This window comes from Streptomyces sp. NPDC002870, assembly GCF_042888505.1.
In the GTDB taxonomy this organism is placed as follows: Bacteria; Actinomycetota; Actinomycetes; order Streptomycetales; family Streptomycetaceae; genus Streptomyces.
This window is the reverse complement of the sequence record NZ_JBIAPW010000021.1, coordinates 90,789-108,007: the sequence shown is the minus strand read 5'-3', so window position 1 is coordinate 108,007 and position 17,219 is coordinate 90,789. Positions and strand designations below refer to the sequence as shown.

General features: G+C 70.4%; 18 protein-coding genes. 11 read left to right on the top strand and 7 right to left on the bottom strand.

Annotated features, from left to right (window positions below):
* Nucleotides 1–7 precede the first annotated feature (7 nt).
* Complete coding sequence (locus ACFYWY_RS24400; protein WP_389190135.1) at nt 8–1,438, bottom strand: FAD-dependent oxidoreductase; 1,431 nt, start codon at nt 1,436–1,438, stop codon at nt 8–10.
* 166 nt (nt 1,439–1,604) lie between these two features.
* Here ACFYWY_RS24400 and ACFYWY_RS24395 point away from each other — a divergent pair, with 166 nt between their 5' ends.
* On the top strand, nt 1,605–1,946 hold the full coding sequence (locus ACFYWY_RS24395; RefSeq protein ID WP_389190134.1) for a sensor histidine kinase: 342 nt from the start codon (nt 1,605–1,607) through the stop codon (nt 1,944–1,946).
* 2 nt (nt 1,947–1,948) lie between these two features.
* Here ACFYWY_RS24395 and hypE read toward each other — a convergent pair whose 3' ends face one another.
* Genes hypE through hypA form a run of 6 tightly spaced genes read right to left on the bottom strand, consistent with a single transcriptional unit; the run spans nt 1,949 to nt 8,163 of the window.
* Nucleotides 1,949–3,016, bottom strand: a complete 1,068-nt coding sequence (gene hypE / locus ACFYWY_RS24390) for a hydrogenase expression/formation protein HypE (RefSeq protein WP_389190133.1) — start codon at nt 3,014–3,016, stop codon at nt 1,949–1,951.
* A gap of 4 nt (nt 3,017–3,020) precedes the next feature.
* Nucleotides 3,021–4,157 carry a hydrogenase formation protein HypD gene (gene hypD, locus ACFYWY_RS24385; RefSeq protein WP_389190132.1) on the bottom strand — a complete coding sequence of 379 codons (1,137 nt, stop codon included), beginning with the start codon at nt 4,155–4,157 and terminating at the stop codon, nt 3,021–3,023.
* Entirely contained in the window at nt 4,154–4,525 is a 372-nt protein-coding gene (locus ACFYWY_RS24380; protein WP_389190131.1) for a HypC/HybG/HupF family hydrogenase formation chaperone, read from the bottom strand. Before ACFYWY_RS24380 ends, hypD begins: the two co-directional genes overlap by 4 nt.
* Before the next feature lie 46 nt (nt 4,526–4,571).
* A complete protein-coding gene (gene hypF, locus ACFYWY_RS24375) occupies nt 4,572–6,941 on the bottom strand; it encodes a carbamoyltransferase HypF (RefSeq protein ID WP_389190130.1) in 2,370 nt (789 codons plus the stop codon).
* Nucleotides 6,938–7,750: a hydrogenase nickel incorporation protein HypB gene (hypB, locus tag ACFYWY_RS24370; protein WP_389190129.1), complete on the bottom strand. Its 813-nt coding sequence runs from the start codon at nt 7,748–7,750 to the stop codon at nt 6,938–6,940. Before hypB ends, hypF begins: the two co-directional genes overlap by 4 nt.
* Nucleotides 7,750–8,163 carry a hydrogenase maturation nickel metallochaperone HypA gene (gene hypA, locus ACFYWY_RS24365; RefSeq protein ID WP_389190128.1) on the bottom strand — a complete coding sequence of 138 codons (414 nt, stop codon included), beginning with the start codon at nt 8,161–8,163 and terminating at the stop codon, nt 7,750–7,752. The genes hypB and hypA overlap by 1 nt, the downstream gene beginning before the upstream one ends.
* Nucleotides 8,164–8,372: 209 nt before the next feature.
* Here hypA and ACFYWY_RS24360 point away from each other — a divergent pair, with 209 nt between their 5' ends.
* From ACFYWY_RS24360 to ACFYWY_RS24315, 10 genes are read left to right on the top strand one after another with little or no spacing between them, the layout of a single operon-like run.
* Nucleotides 8,373–10,115, top strand: a complete 1,743-nt coding sequence (locus ACFYWY_RS24360) for a hydrogenase maturation protein (protein WP_389190127.1) — start codon at nt 8,373–8,375, stop codon at nt 10,113–10,115.
* A complete protein-coding gene (locus ACFYWY_RS24355; RefSeq protein WP_389190126.1) occupies nt 10,112–11,167 on the top strand; it encodes a hydrogenase expression protein HypE in 1,056 nt (351 codons plus the stop codon). Before ACFYWY_RS24360 ends, ACFYWY_RS24355 begins: the two co-directional genes overlap by 4 nt.
* 33 nt (nt 11,168–11,200) lie before the next feature.
* Nucleotides 11,201–12,985 (top strand): nickel-dependent hydrogenase large subunit, encoded by a 1,785-nt coding sequence (locus tag ACFYWY_RS24350; protein ID WP_389190125.1) that lies wholly within the window; start codon nt 11,201–11,203, stop codon nt 12,983–12,985.
* A gap of 11 nt (nt 12,986–12,996) precedes the next feature.
* On the top strand, nt 12,997–13,560 hold the full coding sequence (locus ACFYWY_RS24345) for a NifU family protein (RefSeq protein WP_389190124.1): 564 nt from the start codon (nt 12,997–12,999) through the stop codon (nt 13,558–13,560).
* Nucleotides 13,557–14,249, top strand: coding sequence for a DUF5947 family protein (locus tag ACFYWY_RS24340; protein ID WP_389190123.1), 693 nt, complete (start codon nt 13,557–13,559; stop codon nt 14,247–14,249). The genes ACFYWY_RS24345 and ACFYWY_RS24340 overlap by 4 nt, the downstream gene beginning before the upstream one ends.
* The gene (locus tag ACFYWY_RS24335) at nt 14,234–14,440 is read left to right on the top strand and encodes a hypothetical protein (protein WP_389190122.1); all 207 of its coding nucleotides are present in this window, start codon (nt 14,234–14,236) and stop codon (nt 14,438–14,440) included. The genes ACFYWY_RS24340 and ACFYWY_RS24335 overlap by 16 nt, the downstream gene beginning before the upstream one ends.
* A complete protein-coding gene (locus ACFYWY_RS24330; protein WP_389190121.1) occupies nt 14,437–15,126 on the top strand; it encodes a DUF6084 family protein in 690 nt (229 codons plus the stop codon). The genes ACFYWY_RS24335 and ACFYWY_RS24330 overlap by 4 nt, the downstream gene beginning before the upstream one ends.
* Entirely contained in the window at nt 15,123–16,199 is a 1,077-nt protein-coding gene (locus ACFYWY_RS24325; RefSeq protein ID WP_389190120.1) for a hypothetical protein, read from the top strand. The genes ACFYWY_RS24330 and ACFYWY_RS24325 overlap by 4 nt, the downstream gene beginning before the upstream one ends.
* Nucleotides 16,196–17,080 carry a hydrogenase maturation protease gene (locus tag ACFYWY_RS24320; protein ID WP_389190119.1) on the top strand — a complete coding sequence of 295 codons (885 nt, stop codon included), beginning with the start codon at nt 16,196–16,198 and terminating at the stop codon, nt 17,078–17,080. The genes ACFYWY_RS24325 and ACFYWY_RS24320 overlap by 4 nt, the downstream gene beginning before the upstream one ends.
* Nucleotides 17,077–17,208, top strand: a complete 132-nt coding sequence (locus ACFYWY_RS24315; protein WP_389190118.1) for a DUF6893 family small protein — start codon at nt 17,077–17,079, stop codon at nt 17,206–17,208. Before ACFYWY_RS24320 ends, ACFYWY_RS24315 begins: the two co-directional genes overlap by 4 nt.
* The last annotated feature ends 11 nt before the right edge of the window (nt 17,209–17,219 follow it).

Sequence of the window (17,219 nt, the reverse complement as noted above, 5' to 3'; positions counted from 1 at the left end):
GGCCGGCTCATCGCGCGGCGCAGATCTCGCGGCCGGTGACCGCCTCGAGCATCCGGGGAGCGCGGAGCGCCTCGGGCGGGTCGACGAGCCCGATCACCCGCGCGTACGCGGCCGCCACCTCGCCGTCGTGTATCGCCGCTTCCAGTATCCGGCCGACGTACTCCTGGTCCGCGATGATCTCCGGCGTCCGCTCTCCGTCGACCTCCGGGAAGGACAGGTCGTTGCAGAGTGCCTGCCTCCATGCCTCGTCCACCGCGTCGCGGGCGAGGTCCTGGAAGTAGGCCAGGGGGTCCGGCGTCGCGCCGCCTGTGACATGGGAGCGCAGTACCAGGGACCCGAGGGCCGCGACGGCCATCCCCTGCGCGTATGTCGGGTTGAAGCTGCACACCGCGTCGCCCATGGCGAGCAGGCCGGCCGGATAGCGCTCGAGACACTCGTAGCGGCGTCGGAGGCTGGCGGGGAACCGATGGGACACCGGGACGTCGAGCGGCTCTCCGTCGACCAGTGCCTCATAGATCTCAGGAGAGGAGAGCGACTTGAGGAAGTCCAGGAAACCCTCCTGGTCGGCGGGGGGAGCGTCGCCGAGGATGCCGTACGCGGTCACCACGTAGCGGTCACCGTCGATGCGCGCACAGATCGCACCCCGTGGATGGTCCGGCGTCGCGACGATGTCGAGGGAGACGTCCCCGGGCGACGGGGCGGCAGCCAACCGGTAGTGACGGGTCGTATAGGTGATCCCCACGCTCGTCCGGTCTTCCCGGACTCCGGCCAGCCCTCTGTCGGCCAGCCAGTGCGCGACCCGTGAGCCGCGCCCCATCGTGTCCACCACCAGATCGGCACCGAGGACCGACTCTGCGCCCGCGCCGGCCCGGTCCACCACCCGCACCCCGGTCACTTGTCCGGGCGACCGGCCGCGCACGGTGTCGTCCGGCCGGCCGTTGCGGGAGGTGAGCCGTAGCCCGGTGACCTCGTGCCGGTCGAGGAACGTGACGTTCGCCAGCGCATGGACCCGGTCGCGGATGTGCCGCTCCAGGGTGGGGCGGGCGGCGGAGACGGTGAGCAGCCCGCAAGGGTGTTTCCGCATCGATCGGCCGTCCATGATCCACCTGACGTTGCCGGTCACATCACCGGTGACGGCACCGGCTGCCACCAACTCCGCGGTGATGCCGGGGAAATGGTCTTCGAATATCTGCTGGCCGCGAGCCAGTAGACCGTGCACATGCCGCCCCTGCGGCGTGCCGCGCCGAACCCCGGGCGCGTCGGTCAACTCGTCCCTGTCCACAACGACGACTTCGTCATAAGCCTCGGACAGCACCCTGGAGGCGAGCAGCCCAGCGATGCTCCCGCCCATGACGACGGCCCGCCGCCGAACCTCGCCCGGTACGGCGGACCGACTTCCCGCTTCCGTCACCGCGTGCCCCGCTTCCTCACGGCCCACTCGTGAAACATATGTCCCCTCAGCACCAGGAACGCTACCTTCCGCGAGGTAACCAGCCGCCCACGGCCGGGTAACCGAGGCGACCCGGCCCGAGCGGCCGCCAGCGCCCACGACCACCCAGCCCGGGCAGGGGCCGACCGGCGAACGCGCGGTCAGCGCGGCACGGGTGACCGGTGACACCGACGCGCTCTCACGGGTCGTACGCAACCTGCTGGACAACGCAGTCCGGTACGCAGCCACCAGCATCGAGGTACGCCTCGGCGTCGCCGACGGGTTCGCGCACCTGGTCATCGCCGACAACGGACCCGGTATCCCCGAGCCCGACCGCCAACGCGTCTTCGATCGCTTCACCCGCCTGGACGACGCCCGGACCACAGACTCCGGCGGCAGCGGCCTCGGCCTGGTCATCGTGCACGACATCGTGGACGCCCACCACTCCAGCACCCACATCGAGGACAACACACCAGGCGCCCGCCTCGTCGTCCACCTCCCCGCCGCCCACAGCTGACGTCAGCAGATCCTCGGCAGCTGCTCCCCGAGGGGTAGGTCGACGACACGTGTACCGCCCAGTCCGGTGCGGGCCACCACCATGCCCGGATGCTCGGGCACGCACTCGCCGATCACGGCGGCTCCCGCTCCCTGGGGGTGCGCGCGCATCGCGGCGAGGACGGCGTCCGCGTCCGTGCGCGGCACGAAGGCCACCAGACGGCCCTCGTTGGCGACGTACAGCGGATCCAGCCCCAGGAACCCGCAGGCGTTGGCCACGGCGTCCGGTACCGGGATGTCCCGCTCCGTGAGGACGACGCCGGTGCCCGAGGCGGCGGCGATCTCGTTGAGCGCCGTGCCGAGACCGCCGCGGGTGGGGTCGCGCAGGACGTGCAGTTCACGGGTGACGGCCAGCATCGCCTCGACCAGGCCGCCCAGTGGCGCGGTGTCGCTCACCACCTCCACCCCGAACTCCAGGCCCTCACGCACGCTCATGATGGCGATGCCGTGCATGCCGATGGGGCCGCTGACGATGACGACGTCCCCGGGAGCCGCCCGCTGGGGGCGGATGTCCACGCCGTCCGGGACGAGACCGATCCCCGAGGTGTTGAGGTAGACACCGTCCCCGTGCCCCGCCTCGACGACCTTGGTGTCGCCCGTGACGACGGTGACACCCGCCGCCGTGGCGGCCGCCCCGATCGCGTCCGCGATCCGGCCCACGACGGGGAGGCCGACCCCCTCCTCCAGGATGAAGGCGCAGGAGAGAAACGCGGCGTGAGCGCCGCTCATCGCCAGGTCGTTGACCGTTCCGTTGACGGCCAGGTCGCCGATGCTGCCGCCGGGGAAGAACAGCGGCCGTACGACGTACGAGTCGGTGGAGAACGCCAGCCGGGATCCGTCCACGGCAAGCACGGCGGAATCGCCCAGGCCCGCGAGTGTCTCGTTGCCGTACGCCGGAGTGAAGAGATGACGGGTCAGTTCGGCGGACAGGGCTCCACCGCCGCCGTGTCCCATGACGATCACCGGGTGGTCGCGCAGCGGGGCGGGGCAGGACCAATTGGCCGGGTCGACCGGAGCCTTCGTCTCTGTCATGGTTTCAGCCAACGGTCGTCGCCTCCTGGACTTGCACGGGCCGCGCCGGGGCTTCCAGGCGGCGGTAGAGGTAGTAGGCGGCGCACGCGCCCTCGCTGGAGACCATCGTGGCGCCGAGCGGGGTACGGGGTGTGCACTTGGTTCCGAAGGCCTCGCACTGGTGAGGCTTGATCAGCCCCTGGAGCACCTCGCCACTGCGGCAGTCCCTTGGCTCATCAGTGTGCAGGCCGCCCACGTCGAAGCGCCGCTCCGCGTCGAAGTCCCTGAACGCGTCGGTCAGTCGCCAGCCGCTGCGGGGAATGACGCCGATGCCGCGCCACGCGCGCTCGGTCACCTCGAAGACCTCTTCGATCATGCGCAGAGCCGCCGGGTTCCCGTCCGCGCGGACCGCTCTCTCGTAGGCGTTCTCGACTCGGTGCTCGCCTCGTTCGAGCTGGTGCACGGTGCGGCGGATGCCTTCCAGGATGTCCAGCGGTTCAAAACCCGTCACGACGATCGGGACTTGGAACCGTTCCGCGAGGTCCGGATATTCACCGGTGCCCATCACGCTGCACACATGTCCCGCCGCCAGGAACGCCTGCACCCGGCAGTCAGGGGCGCTCATGATGGCCTCGACGGCCGGGGGGACGCGTACATGTGAGACGAGCAGACTGAAGTTGCGGATGCCGAGGCGGCGCGCCTCGTGGACGGTCATCGCATTGGCGGGTGCGGTGGTCTCGAAGCCGATGCCGAAGAACACCACTTGGCGGTCCGGATGACGGCGCGCGATGCCGAGGGCGTCCATCGGGGAGTACACGACCCGGACGTCGCCACCCGCGCTGCGTACGCGGAACAGATCGCGGCCGGTGCCCGGCACGCGCAGCATGTCACCGAACGAACAGAAGATCACGTCGGTGCGGGACGCGATCTCCAGAGCTTTGTCGATCATCTCCAGAGGCGTTACGCACACGGGGCATCCGGGGCCGTGGATCAGCTCGACCGAGTCGGGCAGTAGCTGGTCGATGCCGTGCCGGATGATCGAGTGGGTCTGGCCGCCGCAGACCTCCATCATCGCCCACGGACCGCCGGTGGCAGTGGCGTGGATGTCGTCGAGCAGCCTTCGGGCGAGATCCGGGTCGTTGAACTCGTCGATGTACTTCATCGTGGCTCCTTCCGCGCCGATGTCACCTCGGGGACGCCGACGTTGGCCAGGGCGGACTCGGTCAGGCCCGCCTCGGTCAGGGCGGCCCCTGTCAGGCCCGCTTCGGCAGCCGCTCGGCCCCAGGGGTCGCCGAACTCCTCCTCCAACAGGCCCAGTTCCTCGAAGAGGCGCAGTGAGGCCATGGCCGACTCCTCGTCCAGACGCTGGAGGGCGAAGCCCACATGGACGATCACGTACTCGCCGACCTCTGCCTCCGGTACATAGGCGATGCAGACTTCCTTGACGACGCCGCCGAAGTCGACGCTCGCCATAGGCGTGCCGTCCCGTTCTCCGAGCCCGACCACTTTGCCGGGCACTGCCAGGCACATGGTGTTCTCCGTTCCTCGCTGGTTCGTTGGCTGACTGGCTGGCTGACTAGCGGTCCTGTTTCTGAGCCGCCACGACGAGCTGGCCGAGGGCGAGTCCGCCGTCTCCCGGGGGCACTTGCCGGTGGCGCAGCACCGTGAGGCCGGCGGCTGTCAGGCGCTCGGTGCACTCCTCGTCGAGGAGCGCGTTGGCGAACACGCCTCCGGTCAGGCCGACCGTGCCGATTCCGGTCGCGCGGCGCGCGGTCAGGCAGGCGTCCGTCACCGCTGCCGCGACCGCCCGGTGGAACCGGGCGGCGACGACCGGAACCGCGACACCGTCGCGCCGGTCACTGACGACCGCGCGCAGTACGGGTGCCGGATCGATCCGGGTGGTTCCGTCGCCGTGTGTGTTCCGCAGCCCGAAACGGTAAGTGCCGCTGTCGCCCCGGCCCCAGGCGAGCGCGGCGGCGGCTTCCAGTTCGACGGCGGCCTGGGCCTCGTACCGCGCACGGTGGCAGATGCCCAGCAGAGAGGAGACCGAGTCGAACAGCCGCCCCATGCTGGAGGTGGGCACGCAGGCGATGCTCCGTTCCAGCTGCCGGGCGAGCAGCCGCAGTTCCTCGGGTGAGCAGGCGGCCACGCACGGCAGGTCCGGCGTCCACGGCAGGCCCGCGGTGCGCAGCCGGGCCAGTGCCGTCCGGCAGGGGTTGCCGACACCCGCGTCGCCGCCGGGCAGCGGGGCGTACGTGAGATGCGCGAGCCGCCGGTATCCGCGGTAGTCGGCGAGGAGCACCTCGCCGCCCCAGACCGCTCCGTCGTCGCCGTAGCCGGTGCCGTCGAAGGCGACGCCGATGACGGGAGTGCTGCCGTCGAGTCCGTGCTCCGCCATGAGGGAGGCGATATGGGCGTGGTGATGCTGGACCAGGCGCAGGGTGATGTCCGTTTCGGCCGCGCGGCGCGCGGCCCTGCGGGAGGAGTGGTAGCCCGGGTGCCTGTCGGCCGCGAGCAGCCGGGGCGTGATTCCGGTCAGTGCCGTGAGGCCATGTGCCGCTTGTTCGGACGCCGTCATGGTGGCGAGGTCACCCATGTCGCCGATGTGCGGGGAGAACCACGCGTCACGGCCGGCTCCCAGACACAGCGTGTTCTTCAGGTCTCCGCCGACGGCCAGCGTCGGCGGCACCAGGACCGGCAGTCGAACCGGCGCGGGGGCGTACCCGCGGGAGCGGCGCAGCAGAAGTTCGGAGCCGTCGGGGCGCAGCCGGACCACGGAGTCGTCACAGGGCGCGGCGACGACCCGGTCGTGCCACAGCCAGGCATCGGCGATCCCGGCGAGCCTGCAGAGCGCTTCGGCGTCGTCGGTGACGATCGGCTCACCGGAGCGGTTGCCGCTGGTCATGACGAGGACGCGGGGGCCCGGCGGATCGCCGGGCAGACCGAACAGAAGCTGATGCAGCGGCGTGTAGGGCAGCATCACGCCCACCTGCGGACTGCCGGGGCACACGGCGTCGGCGAGTCCGCCCGCTCCGTCGCCGCCGCGGCGGCGCAGCAGCACGATGGGACGCCGGTGTCCGGTGAGCACCGCTCTCTCCGCGGGGCCGACGCGGGCGATCCGCTCGGCGGCGGCGAGATCCGCGCACATCACTGCGAACGGTTTGCCATCGCGTTCCTTGCGGGCGCGGAGCGTGGCCACGGCGCCCGGGTTGTCGGCGGCGCAAGCGAGGTGGTACCCGCCGAGGCCCTTGACCGCGAGGATCGCTCCCCGCGCGAGCAGTTCGCGGGCGCGGAAGAGGGCATCCGCATCGTCTGCCGGGCCCAGCTCCGTACCGGTTGCCGGGGTGAGGCGGAGCCGGGGCCCGCAGGACGGGCAGGCGACGGGCTGGGCGTGGAAACGGCGGTCCGCCGGATCGTCGTACTCCCTCGCACACAGGGGGCACAGGGGGAAGACCGCCATGGTGGTGGTGGACCGGTCGTAGGGGAGACCGGTCGCGATGGTCAGGCGAGGCCCGCAGTGGGTGCAGGCGATGAAGGGATGTCGATAGCGGCGGTCACCGGGGTCGGCGAGCTCGCGCAGGCAGTCCGCGCAGGTCGCGGTGTCGGGCGGGATCGCCGGCGTGCCGTTGCCCTCGGTGCGCGAGCGCCGGATGGTGAAACCGCCGCCGCCGAGTGGCGTCACTGTCTCGTAGCCGATGTCGCGTACGTCGGCCAGCGGAGGCGGCTGTTCTCGCAGCCGGTGGCAGAACTCCTCGACGGCCGCCGGCGTGCCCTCCACTTCCGTGACGACTCCGTCGGCGCCGTTGAGCACGAAGCCGGACAAGTCCAGTTCGGACGCCAGCCGGTGGACGAAGGGACGGAAGCCCACGCCCTGCACCGTTCCGCGCACGGTGACCTTGCGGCGCAGGGCCCCCTGTTCCGGAGTGCCGGGGAGTGTGGTCGTCATACGGAGGAACGGGTGCCGACGGCCCCGTGGTCGTGTGTGTGACCCTCCTGGCCGTTGTGACTCTCCTGGCCGTCGTGCTCGTGCGGCTCCTCGCCGTGGTTGTGGCTGTGGGCGCGGGCGTGTTCCGCTGCGAGCAGCGGGGTCTGCGGTACGGCGCCGTCGCACACGGCCAGCACCCGGTCCAGCAGATCGTCGACGCCCTTGGCACGGCGGGCGCTCGTGCGCATTACCTCCACTCCGGGGTTGATCCGTTCGACGTTCGCCGTGAACTCCGCCTCGTCGAACCCGGCGGCATCCGCGAGGTCGGTCTTGGTGAGCACCACCAGGTGCGCCGACCCGAACGCGGTGGGGTACTTGACCGGCTTGTCCTCGCCCTCCGTCACGGACATCAGTGCTACCCGGAGCGTCTCCCCGAGGTCGTAGGAGGCGGGGCAGACCAGGTTGCCCACATTCTCGACGAAGAGGGCCCGGGCGCCGTCCGGCAGCCACCCTTCGAGATGGGCGCGCAGCTGTGCGGCTTCCAGGTGACACAGGCCGCCGGTGAGCACCTGCTTCACCGGCGCTCCCGATCTGGCGAGCCTGCGGGCGTCGTTCTCGGTCGCGAGGTCGGCGGTGAGCGCGGCCACCCGCACTCCGCGTTCGGTTGCACGGCGCAGCACGAGTTCCAGCAGTGCGGTCTTACCACTGCCGGGGCTGGACAGCATGTTGACGACGCTCACGCCTCTGGTCTTGAGGTCGGCCCGCAAGGAAGCCGCCAGGCTGTCGTTCTTGGCCAGTACCGCTTGGCGCACATTGACGCTCCGGCACATCAGATGTCCTCTCCTGGGCCCTGTCCGAGCCCTGCTCGGCGTGGGGCGGCGGCCGCGCAGGTCTCCGTCTCCGGCAGCCGCACTTCGACCAGTTCCAGCTCGCGTCCGGTGAGCAACTGCGCGGCGGGACGGTCGCATCCCGGGCACCACAGGTGGGGCGGCGACCCGACGGCGAACTCCTTGCCGCAGCCGCCGCACCGGGCCCTGGCGGGCACGTCCTCGACGATCAGCTCGGCGCCGGCGACCACGGTGCCCTCGGCGACGAGCTCGAACGAGAACCGCAGGGCGTCGCCGACCACGCCCGCCAGCTCACCGATGCGCAACCGCACCGCCTCCACCGAAGTCGCTCCATGTGCGCGGGCGGTGTGCCCGGCCTTCTCGACGACGGCCGCCGCGATCGACAGTTCGTGCATGGGGCCCACGCTAGGCAGCCGCGGCGGGCGGCCCCCGGATGCCGTAGGCGGGGCGGTCCCGATTCCCCCCGGTGGCCCAAGCACGGCGCGTCCGGCCGGGCCGCGGCGGCGCAAGAGCGAACATCTGGTGTGCGCGTGCCCACCGGGACCTCTGCTCCGGACCCGGTGCACGCGCTCCGACTCACTCACCGCTCGGAGGAGGCGACGTCATGCGCGTGCTGCTGGTCGCGAGCGCGTTCAACAGCCTGTCGCAGCGGGTCATGTGCGAGCTGCGGGACCGGGGGCACAGCGTCGCGGTCGAACTGGCCGGCCGTGACGTGCCGAGCTTGGAGACGGTGACCCGTCACGCGCCGGATCTCCTCATCGCGCCGATGCTCACCACCGCGATCCCCAAGGAGGTGTGGTCTGCCCGCCCATGTCTGATCGTGCATCCGGGACCGCCGGGAGACCGGGGGCCCTCCTCGCTCGACCGGGCCGTACAGGAAGGTGCCGGACGGTGGGGGGTGACGGTTCTTCAGGCTGTGGAGGAGATGGACGCCGGTCCCGTCTGGGCGTCGGAGGCCTTCGACGTTCCGGCCGTCGGCAAGAGCGAGCTGTACCGGGGCGAGGTGACCGATGCCGCCGTGAAGGCCGTTCTGCGGGCGGTCGAGCGCTTCGCCTCGGGCACGTTCGAACCACGGCCGCAGGGCTCGGAGGGCTCGTTCCGCCCGTATCTGCGCCAGGAAGAGCGCCGGATCGACTGGCCCTCGGAGCCGACCGCCGCGGTGCTGCGGAAGCTGCGTGCCGCCGACTCCCATCCGGGCGTGCTGGACACCTTCCTGGGAGGCGAGTGGTACCTGTGCGGCGGGTTCGAGGAGGACGCGCTGACGGGCGCGCCGGGCGAAGTGCTGGCCACCCGGCACGGCGCGGTGTGCCGGGCCACCGTCGACGGGGCCGTGTGGATCCCTCAATTGCGTCCGCGCGGTCGGGCGGGCGGCCCCCGGACGTACAAACTCCCGGCGGTCCTGGCGCTCGGTGACCGGCTGCCCAAGGTGCCGGAGCTGCCCGCTCCGCTCCGGTCGGCGGCCGGGCGGCGCACCTGGACGGACATCCGGTACGAGGAGGCGGGGACCGTCGGCTTCCTGCGCTTCTCGTTCCCCGGGGGTGCCATGAGCACCGATCAGTGCCGCCGGCTGCTCGACGCGTACCGCTTCGCGCTCTCCCGGCCGGTCGACGTGCTGGTGCTCGGCGGGGCCAGGGACTTCTTCTCGAACGGCATCCATCTCGGTGTCATCGAGGCCGCCGACGATCCCGCCGCCGAGTCCTGGGCGTGCATCCACGCGATGGACGACCTGGTGGAGGCGGTGCTGACGACCACGGACCGGCTGGTCGTGGCGGCGCTCGCAGGCAACGCGGCGGCGGGCGGGGCGATGCTGGTCATGGCGGCGGACGAGGTGTGGTGCAGGTCCGGGACCGTGCTCAACCCCCACTACCGGCTGATGGGGCTTTACGGGTCGGAGTACTGGACCTACACCCTGCCGCGCCGGGTCGGGGCCGAGGAGGCGGAGCGGCTGATGTGCGAGGCGGCGCCGGTGAGCGCGGCAACCGCGCTGCGTCTGGGGCTGGCCGACCGGGTGTTGGACTGCGGGCCTGAGGAGTTCGCCGGAGAAATCGCCCGTTCGGCTCAGCGCCTCGCCGCCTCTGCCCGGCTGCGCGAACTGGTCGGCCGAAAGAAGGCGGAGCGGGAGCGCGACGAGGCCATCAGGCCGCTGAGCGGCTACCGGGCCGCGGAGTTGACGCGAATGAAGGAGATCTTCTTCGATCCGGGCTCGCCGTACCACGCCCTCAGGTCGGCGTTCGTACGCAAGCAGCCGTCTCCTGCTCCGTCCCCCGACGGACGCGTCCGAATTGTGAACAATGTCGGCCTGTGTGAATCTGCGGCGGAAGCTTTCGGCAGAAAGGAACGCGCATGAGCACCGAAACCGAGGCTCCTACGAGCGCCGTCGATGAGGTCCACATCCTCTGGACCTCGGAAGGGATGAGCTGCGACGGGGACTCGGTGTCGGTCACGGCCGCCTCGCTGCCCAGCCTGGAGGACGTCGTCCTGGGCGCCATCCCCGGCCTCCCCAAGGTCGTCCTGCACAACAAGGTGCTGTCCTACGAGTCCGGCGACGACTTCATGCGGGCCTTCCACCAGGCGGCCCGGGACGAACTGGGAACGTTCGTCTTCGTCGTGGAAGGGTCCGTGCCCAACGAGCGCATCAACGGGGACGGCTACTGGACCTCGATGGGCAACGACCCGGAGACCGGTGAGCCGATCACCTTCAACGAGTGGATCGACCGGCTCGCACCCAAGGCGTTCGCCGTCGTCGCGATCGGGACCTGCGCCGCCTATGGCGGTATCCATGCCATGGCCGGCAACCCCACCGGCTCCATGGGCCTCGCAGACTATCTCGGCTGGGACTTCCGCTCGGCCGGCGGCATGCCGATCGTCAATGTGCCCGGCTGCCCCGTACAGCCCGACAACTTCATGGAGACCGTGACGTGGCTGCTGTACCAGGCAGCCGGGCTTGCCCCGCCCATCCCGCTCGACGAGCAGCTGCGCCCGACCTGGCTCTTCGGCAAGACGGTGCACGAGGGCTGCGACCGGGCGGCGTACTACGAACAGGGCGACTTCGCCAAGGACTACAACTCTCCCAAGTGCCAGGTGAAGATCGGCTGTTGGGGACCCGTAGTCAACTGCAATGTCACCAAGCGCGGCTGGATGGACGGCGTCGGCGGCTGCCCCAATGTCGGTGGCATCTGCATCGGCTGCACCATGCCGGGCTTCCCCGACAAGTTCATGCCGTTCATGGACGAGCCCCCGGGTGGCAGCGTCTCCTCCGCGATCCTCAGCGCCTCCTACGGCCCGCTCATTCGATCCCTGCGCGCGATCACCAACAGGGCGGCGAACCGCGAACCCAAGTGGCGCCACCGCCACGCGGAGCTGACTTCCGGTTACGCCCCGCGCTGGCCCCGCCGCTGACTACCCCCGCCGACGCCCCGAAAGGACTGTGCCTTGTCGAGCGAGACCGTTCCGCCCGAGCAGCGCGAACTCACCGATGTCGCCTTCGATCCCATCACCCGGATCGTCGGCAACCTCGGCATCTACACAAAGATCGACTTCCCCCGCCGCGAGGTGGTCGAGTGCCGCAGCACCTCCTCGATCTTCCGCGGCTACAGCGTTTTCATGAAGGGCAAGGACCCGAGGGACGCTCACTTCATCACCAGCCGGATCTGCGGCATCTGCGGTGACAATCACGCGGTGTGCTCCGTGTACGCGCAGAACATGGCGTACGGGGTCAAGCCGCCGCCGCTCGCGGACTGGATCATCAATCTCGGCGAGGCCGCCGAGTACATGTTCGACCACACGATCTTCCAGGACAACATGGTCTTCGTCGACTACTGCGAACGCATGGTCAAGGAGACCAACCCCGGGGTGTGGGAACGCGCTGAGCGCACCCCCGCCCCGCACGCCGAACAGCACGGCCATCGCACCATCGGCGACATCATGAGCTCGTTCAACCCGTTCGAGGGGGCGACGTACAAGGAAGCGCTCGTGATGAGCCGCCTCACCAGGGAGATGATCTGCCTGATGGAGGGCCGGCACGTCCACCCCTCCACCGTCTACCCGGGCGGGGTCGGTACCGTCGCCACGCCGCAGGTCTTCACCGACTACCTGGTGCGGCTCACCCGCTGTCTGGACTTCGTCAAGCGCGCCGTCGCCATGAACGACGACGTGTTCGACTTCTTCTACGAGGCCCTGCCCGGCTACGAGGAGGTCGGCCGCCGACGGACACTGCTCGGATGCTGGGGCGCGTTCCAGGACCCCGAGATCGTCGACTACGACTACCGGACGATGAACACCTGGGGCAACGCCATGTTCGTCACCCCCGGCATCATCGTCGACAACCAGCTGGTCACCACCGACCTGGTCGACATCAACCTCGGGATGCGCATTCTGCTCGGCAGCTCCTACTACGAGGACTGGACGGGCGAGGAGACCTTTGTCGACAAGGACCCGCTGGGCAACCCCGTCGACAAGCGTCATCCGTGGAACCAGACCACGCTTCCCGCGCCGCAGAAACGGGACCTCGACGGCGGCAACTACAGCTGGGTCATGAGCCCCCGCTGGTACGACAAGCGCACCGGCGACCATCTGGCGCTCGACACCGGCGGAGGCCCCATCGCCCGGCTGTGGGCGACCGCCCTCGCCAACAAGGTGCACACCCCCTACGTCCGCTCCACCGGGCACAGCGTCGAGATCGACCTGCCGAAGACGCCCAGCAGCCCCGAAGTGCGGCTGGAGTGGAAGCCGCCCGCATTCCCCAACACCATCGAGCGCAACCGCGCCCGCATGTACTTCGTCGCCTACGCCGCCGGGATGGCGCTGCACTTCGTGGACAAGGCCCTCGCGGAGGTACGGGCCGGGCGCACCAAGGTCTTCCAGGACTTCACGGTCCCCGACGAGGCGATCGGCGTCGGCTTCCACGAGGCCGTCCGCGGTGTCCTCTCCCACCATCTGGTGATCCGCGACAAGAAGATCGCCAACTATCACCCCTACCCGCCCACCCCATGGAACGCCAGCCCGCGGGACATGTACGGCACACCCGGGCCGTACGAGGACGCCGTGCAGGGCTGCCCGATCTTCGAGGAGAACGGCCCCGAGGACTTCAAGGGCATCGACATCATGCGCACCGTGCGCAGCTTCGACCCGTGTCTGCCGTGCGGCGTGCACATGTATCTGGGCGGCGGGCGGACCCTGAAACAGTCCCACTCGCCGACCTTCGGCGCACTCTCCTAGGAGGCGGGGGCATGCCCTGGGACGATGAAGAGGCCCGCCGCAATGTGCTGAGGCTCGAGGATCAGCTCGCCGCGCTGGACAGCCTGCCGGACCACGCGGCCGCGGCCCGCGCGAACGACGCCGTTCAAGCGCTGGTGGATCTGTACGGGGAGTGCCTCCGGCGGATCATGGACCATCTCGCGGACGGGGCCGAGGACGTACGACGGCTCGCCGCCGACGAACTGGTCGGCCATCTGCTCCTCGTACACGATCTCCACCCGGACCCGGTGGCGGCCCGTGTCGAGGCGGCCATCGCCGAGATGCGGATCGTGCTGCGGCGCCAGGACGGTGACATCGAGCTACTGGGCCTGGACGGGGCCGTCGCGCGTGTACGGCTGACGGAAAGTGGCGGTGGCGGTGGCTGCGGCTGTTCGGCCGAGCCGCCGGACGCCGCCGTGCGGGACGCGGTCATGGGCCGCGCTCCCGAGATCGAGCAGGTCGAGATCGAGACCGTGCGGGCTTCCAGACCCCAGGCGTTGATCTCGGTGGACTCGCTCTTCCGGAGCCCCGTCACGGCCGGCCGGGAGACGGGATGACGACATCGACGTTCGCCGCCCGAGGGCTGCGCCGACTGGCTCAGGGAGGGACGCCGTCCCGGGCCCGGCTCACCGCCTGGGACGGCGCCGACGACGAGCGGTGCGACCTGTGCGCCGAACCCATCCCGCCGGACCACCGGCATCTGCTCGACCCGGGCGCGGGCACGGTCTCCTGCGCCTGTCCTGCCTGCTCGCTGCTCTTCGACCACGGGCAGGCAGGAGGCGCACGGTATCTGCTGCTGCCGACCGCCCGGCGACGGCTGGAGGGTTGCGGCATCGACGACATGGCGTGGGCGGGGCTAGGCGTTCCCGTCGACCTCGCGTTCTTCACCCGGTCCGCGACGTCTCCGCAGGTGAACGCCGCCTACCCCAGCCCTCTCGGGCTGATGCGGTCCGTCGTCGACCTGGCCGACTGGTCCCGGGTGGAGGCCGCCCATCCCGCCCTGCCCGCCATGGCTCCCGAGGTCGAGGCGCTGCTGGTCCACCGCGCCCGCGGCGGCGGTTCCCAGGAGCCGCAGTACTGGCTGGTGCCGCTCGACGACTGCTACCGCCTCGCCGCCCTGGTACGCGCACACTGGAAGGGGCTGGGCGGGGGGCCCGAAGTGTGGCGGCAGGTCGACGGTTTCTTCCGGGCATTTTCCACCAGCCCTTCCCCCGACACCGAGGAGGCGTCATGGGCATCACCGTAGGCAAGCCGGATGTACGGACCGACAGGGCCGCGCACGTCGCCGGGGTGCGCCGCGGCAATCACCGCGGCCTCAGCAAGCGCCAGCCGGGACACCGGCCCGACGACACGTCGACCGCGCGGCGCTCCACGGGCATCAACGCCCGGCACCGCGAGCCGATCATGCCCGACATGCCGAACCTCTCGCCGGCATGACCGCATCGCAGCAGGATGCCGTCGTCACCCGGGCCTGTCCCGATCTGACGTTCGCGGTCACCGCCGCGGAGGCGGAACCCTTCGCGGCGGTACCGACCCTCCGGTTCACGCTGGAGGTCGTCCGTGAGGGTGGCGGACCGGTCCGGGGGATGGCTCTCACGACCACCGTCCGGATCGACGTGACCAGGCGGGCGTACGCCCCGGACGCGCACCGGGCGCTGACCGAGCTCTTCGGGCTGCCCGAGGAGTGGAGCCGCACCATGGGGCCACTTCAGTGGGCCCGGACCACCGTGCAGGTGCCGCCCTTCGACGACCGCACGTCCGTGCCGCTGTTCGTGCAGTGCGGCACCGAGACCGAGCTGGCCGTGACGAAGTATCTGCGCGCGGTCAAGGACGGTGAGGTGCCTCTCGGGTTCCTCTTCAACGGCATGATCTTCTACGAGGCATCCGGTCCGCCGCCGGGCGGCATGTTGCGGACCGCCCCCGTTCCCTCGTCGGCGGAGGCCTTCTGCCGTCTGCCCGCGGGCCTGTGGCACGAGCTCATCGCGCGCTACCACGGCACCACCCCTTGGCTACGGCTGCCCCAGGAGATCTACGACCGGCTCGACCACTACCGCGCGCGGCACACACTCGGCAGCGCCGGCGACGCCGTACGCGCTCTGCTCGACCGCTCAGGAGCACTATGAACACCGCTGCCGCCGCCGCTTCGACGGCCGTCGACACCATCGCCCGCACCTGCCTGTACGAGGGCTATCTGCTGTGGCCGTATCGCAGATCCGCGCTCAAGAACACCAAACGCTGGACCTTCGGCGGTGTCTTTCCGGGGGGCGAGTGCGCCGATGTGCTCGGTGAGCCCGCGTCCATCACGACCGAGGTGCTGCTGGAGCACGGCGGTACGCCGCGAGAGGTGGCCGTACGCCTGCGGTTCCTCCAGGTCGTGGACCGGCAGGTGGTGCGCGAAGGCCCGAACGGGCCGGAGCCCGTGGACGAACTCACCGTCGACGGTGAACGGCATCTGGCCTGGCAGGAGGCCACCGAACGGGAAGTCCTGATCGCGGTCACCGCTCCCGGCGGGCCCCGGCACACCGCCATTGCCATCCCCAAGGGCTCGCAGACCGAGCACCTGACCGATTCCGCCGGGCGCCGCGTCGGCAGCGTCATCCGCAGCTGGCAGCGGCTGACCGGGGTCCTGACCTATGAGTCGCAGCCGACAGAGCACGGAGTTGACAGGCTCACCGTGCGCGTGGAGAACACCACTGCCTGCCCGCCGCCCGACCCCGCCGACCGGCACGCCCGCGAGCGGGCCGCCCCGTACGCCTTCTCGTCCACCCATGTGATCCTGCACAGCGACGAAGGCCTGTTCGTCTCGCTCCTTGACCCGCCGGAGCGGCTGCGGGGCGCCGCGGCGAGCTGCGCCAACCGGGGCGTGTGGCCGGTCCTCGCCGGGGACGGGAACGGGCACATGGCACACACCGTGCTGGCTTCCCCCATCACCCTCTACGACTTCCCCAGAGTGGCCCCGGAAAGCCCCGGCGATCTCTTCGACGGTACGGAGATCGACCAGCTCCTCGTGCTCAGCGTGCTCAGCATGACCGAGGAGGAGCAGGCCGAGGCCAGAGCCTGCGACCCTCGGGCCCGGGAGATTCTGGACCGCTGCGCCGGGCTCGACCCCGAGGCGATTGCGGCGCTGCACGGCACGATTCGTGAATTCCGCCCTTCAGCCGCACCGCCGGCCGTCGCCACGCTGGAGGACGTGTGAATCAACGACGAGAGCCGGTCGCGACGGACGAGGCCGTGCCGACGACCGTCCTGGTGGACGGTGTGGCGGTGGGGCGCGGGTCCCGGGTGCGACTCAAGCCCAAGCGCAGGGCCGACATCCTCGACCTGGCGCTCGTCGGGCGTGAGGCCGAAGTCGACGCCGTCGAGGAGGACTTCGAAGGCCGGCTCCACCTCGCCGTGCTGGTGCAGGACGACCCCGGGCGGGATCTGGGGGCGAGCGGGAAGATCGGACATCGCTTCTTCTTCACTCCCGAGGAGGTGGAGCCTCTGAGTCCCGACCACGAGAGTGCGTCGCACCGCTCCCGAGTGCTGGTCGCCGGCATCGGCAACATCTTCCTCGCCGACGACGGGTTCGGACCCGAGGTGATCGCCGCCCTGCGGGAGTGGAGGGTCCCGGCGGGCGTGCACGTCGTGGATTTCGGCATCCGGGGCATGGACCTGGCCTATCGGCTGCTCGACGGTTACGACGCCGCCTTGCTGGTCGACGCGGCGCCCCGCGGCGAAGCACCGGGCACTCTCACCGTCATCGAGCCGGACCTGCCCGCGGAGGCAGGTCTGCCCGAGGCACACGCCATGGATCCCGTAAAGGTGCTCGCTCTGGCCCGGCGGCTGGGCGAAGGGCACCTGCCGCGAGTACTCGTCCTGGGCTGTGAGCCACAGGTACGTATGACGGGCGAGGAACCGGATGTCGTGGTGGGACTCAGCGAGCCGGTGCGGGACGCCGTCGCGCGTGCTGTGCCGCTCGTCGCTTCCGTCGTCGACACCCTGCTGAAAGAGCCCGTCCGAGGGTTCGGCGAACCACCTCCTGAAAGGGCGGCGGCCCGAACTAAAAACGAGTCGAGAAAAGGTGAGTCTCTGTGAGGAACGGTATTTTCATTCCGGCCGGCGTGGTGCGCGTCGCCTTGGGCGCTCTGGCCGTCGCGGTGACCGCGATCGTCATTTCGGAACTGCCCGAGGCATGGCGCTACTACAAGATGGAGACCATGTGACCCGCTGAAAG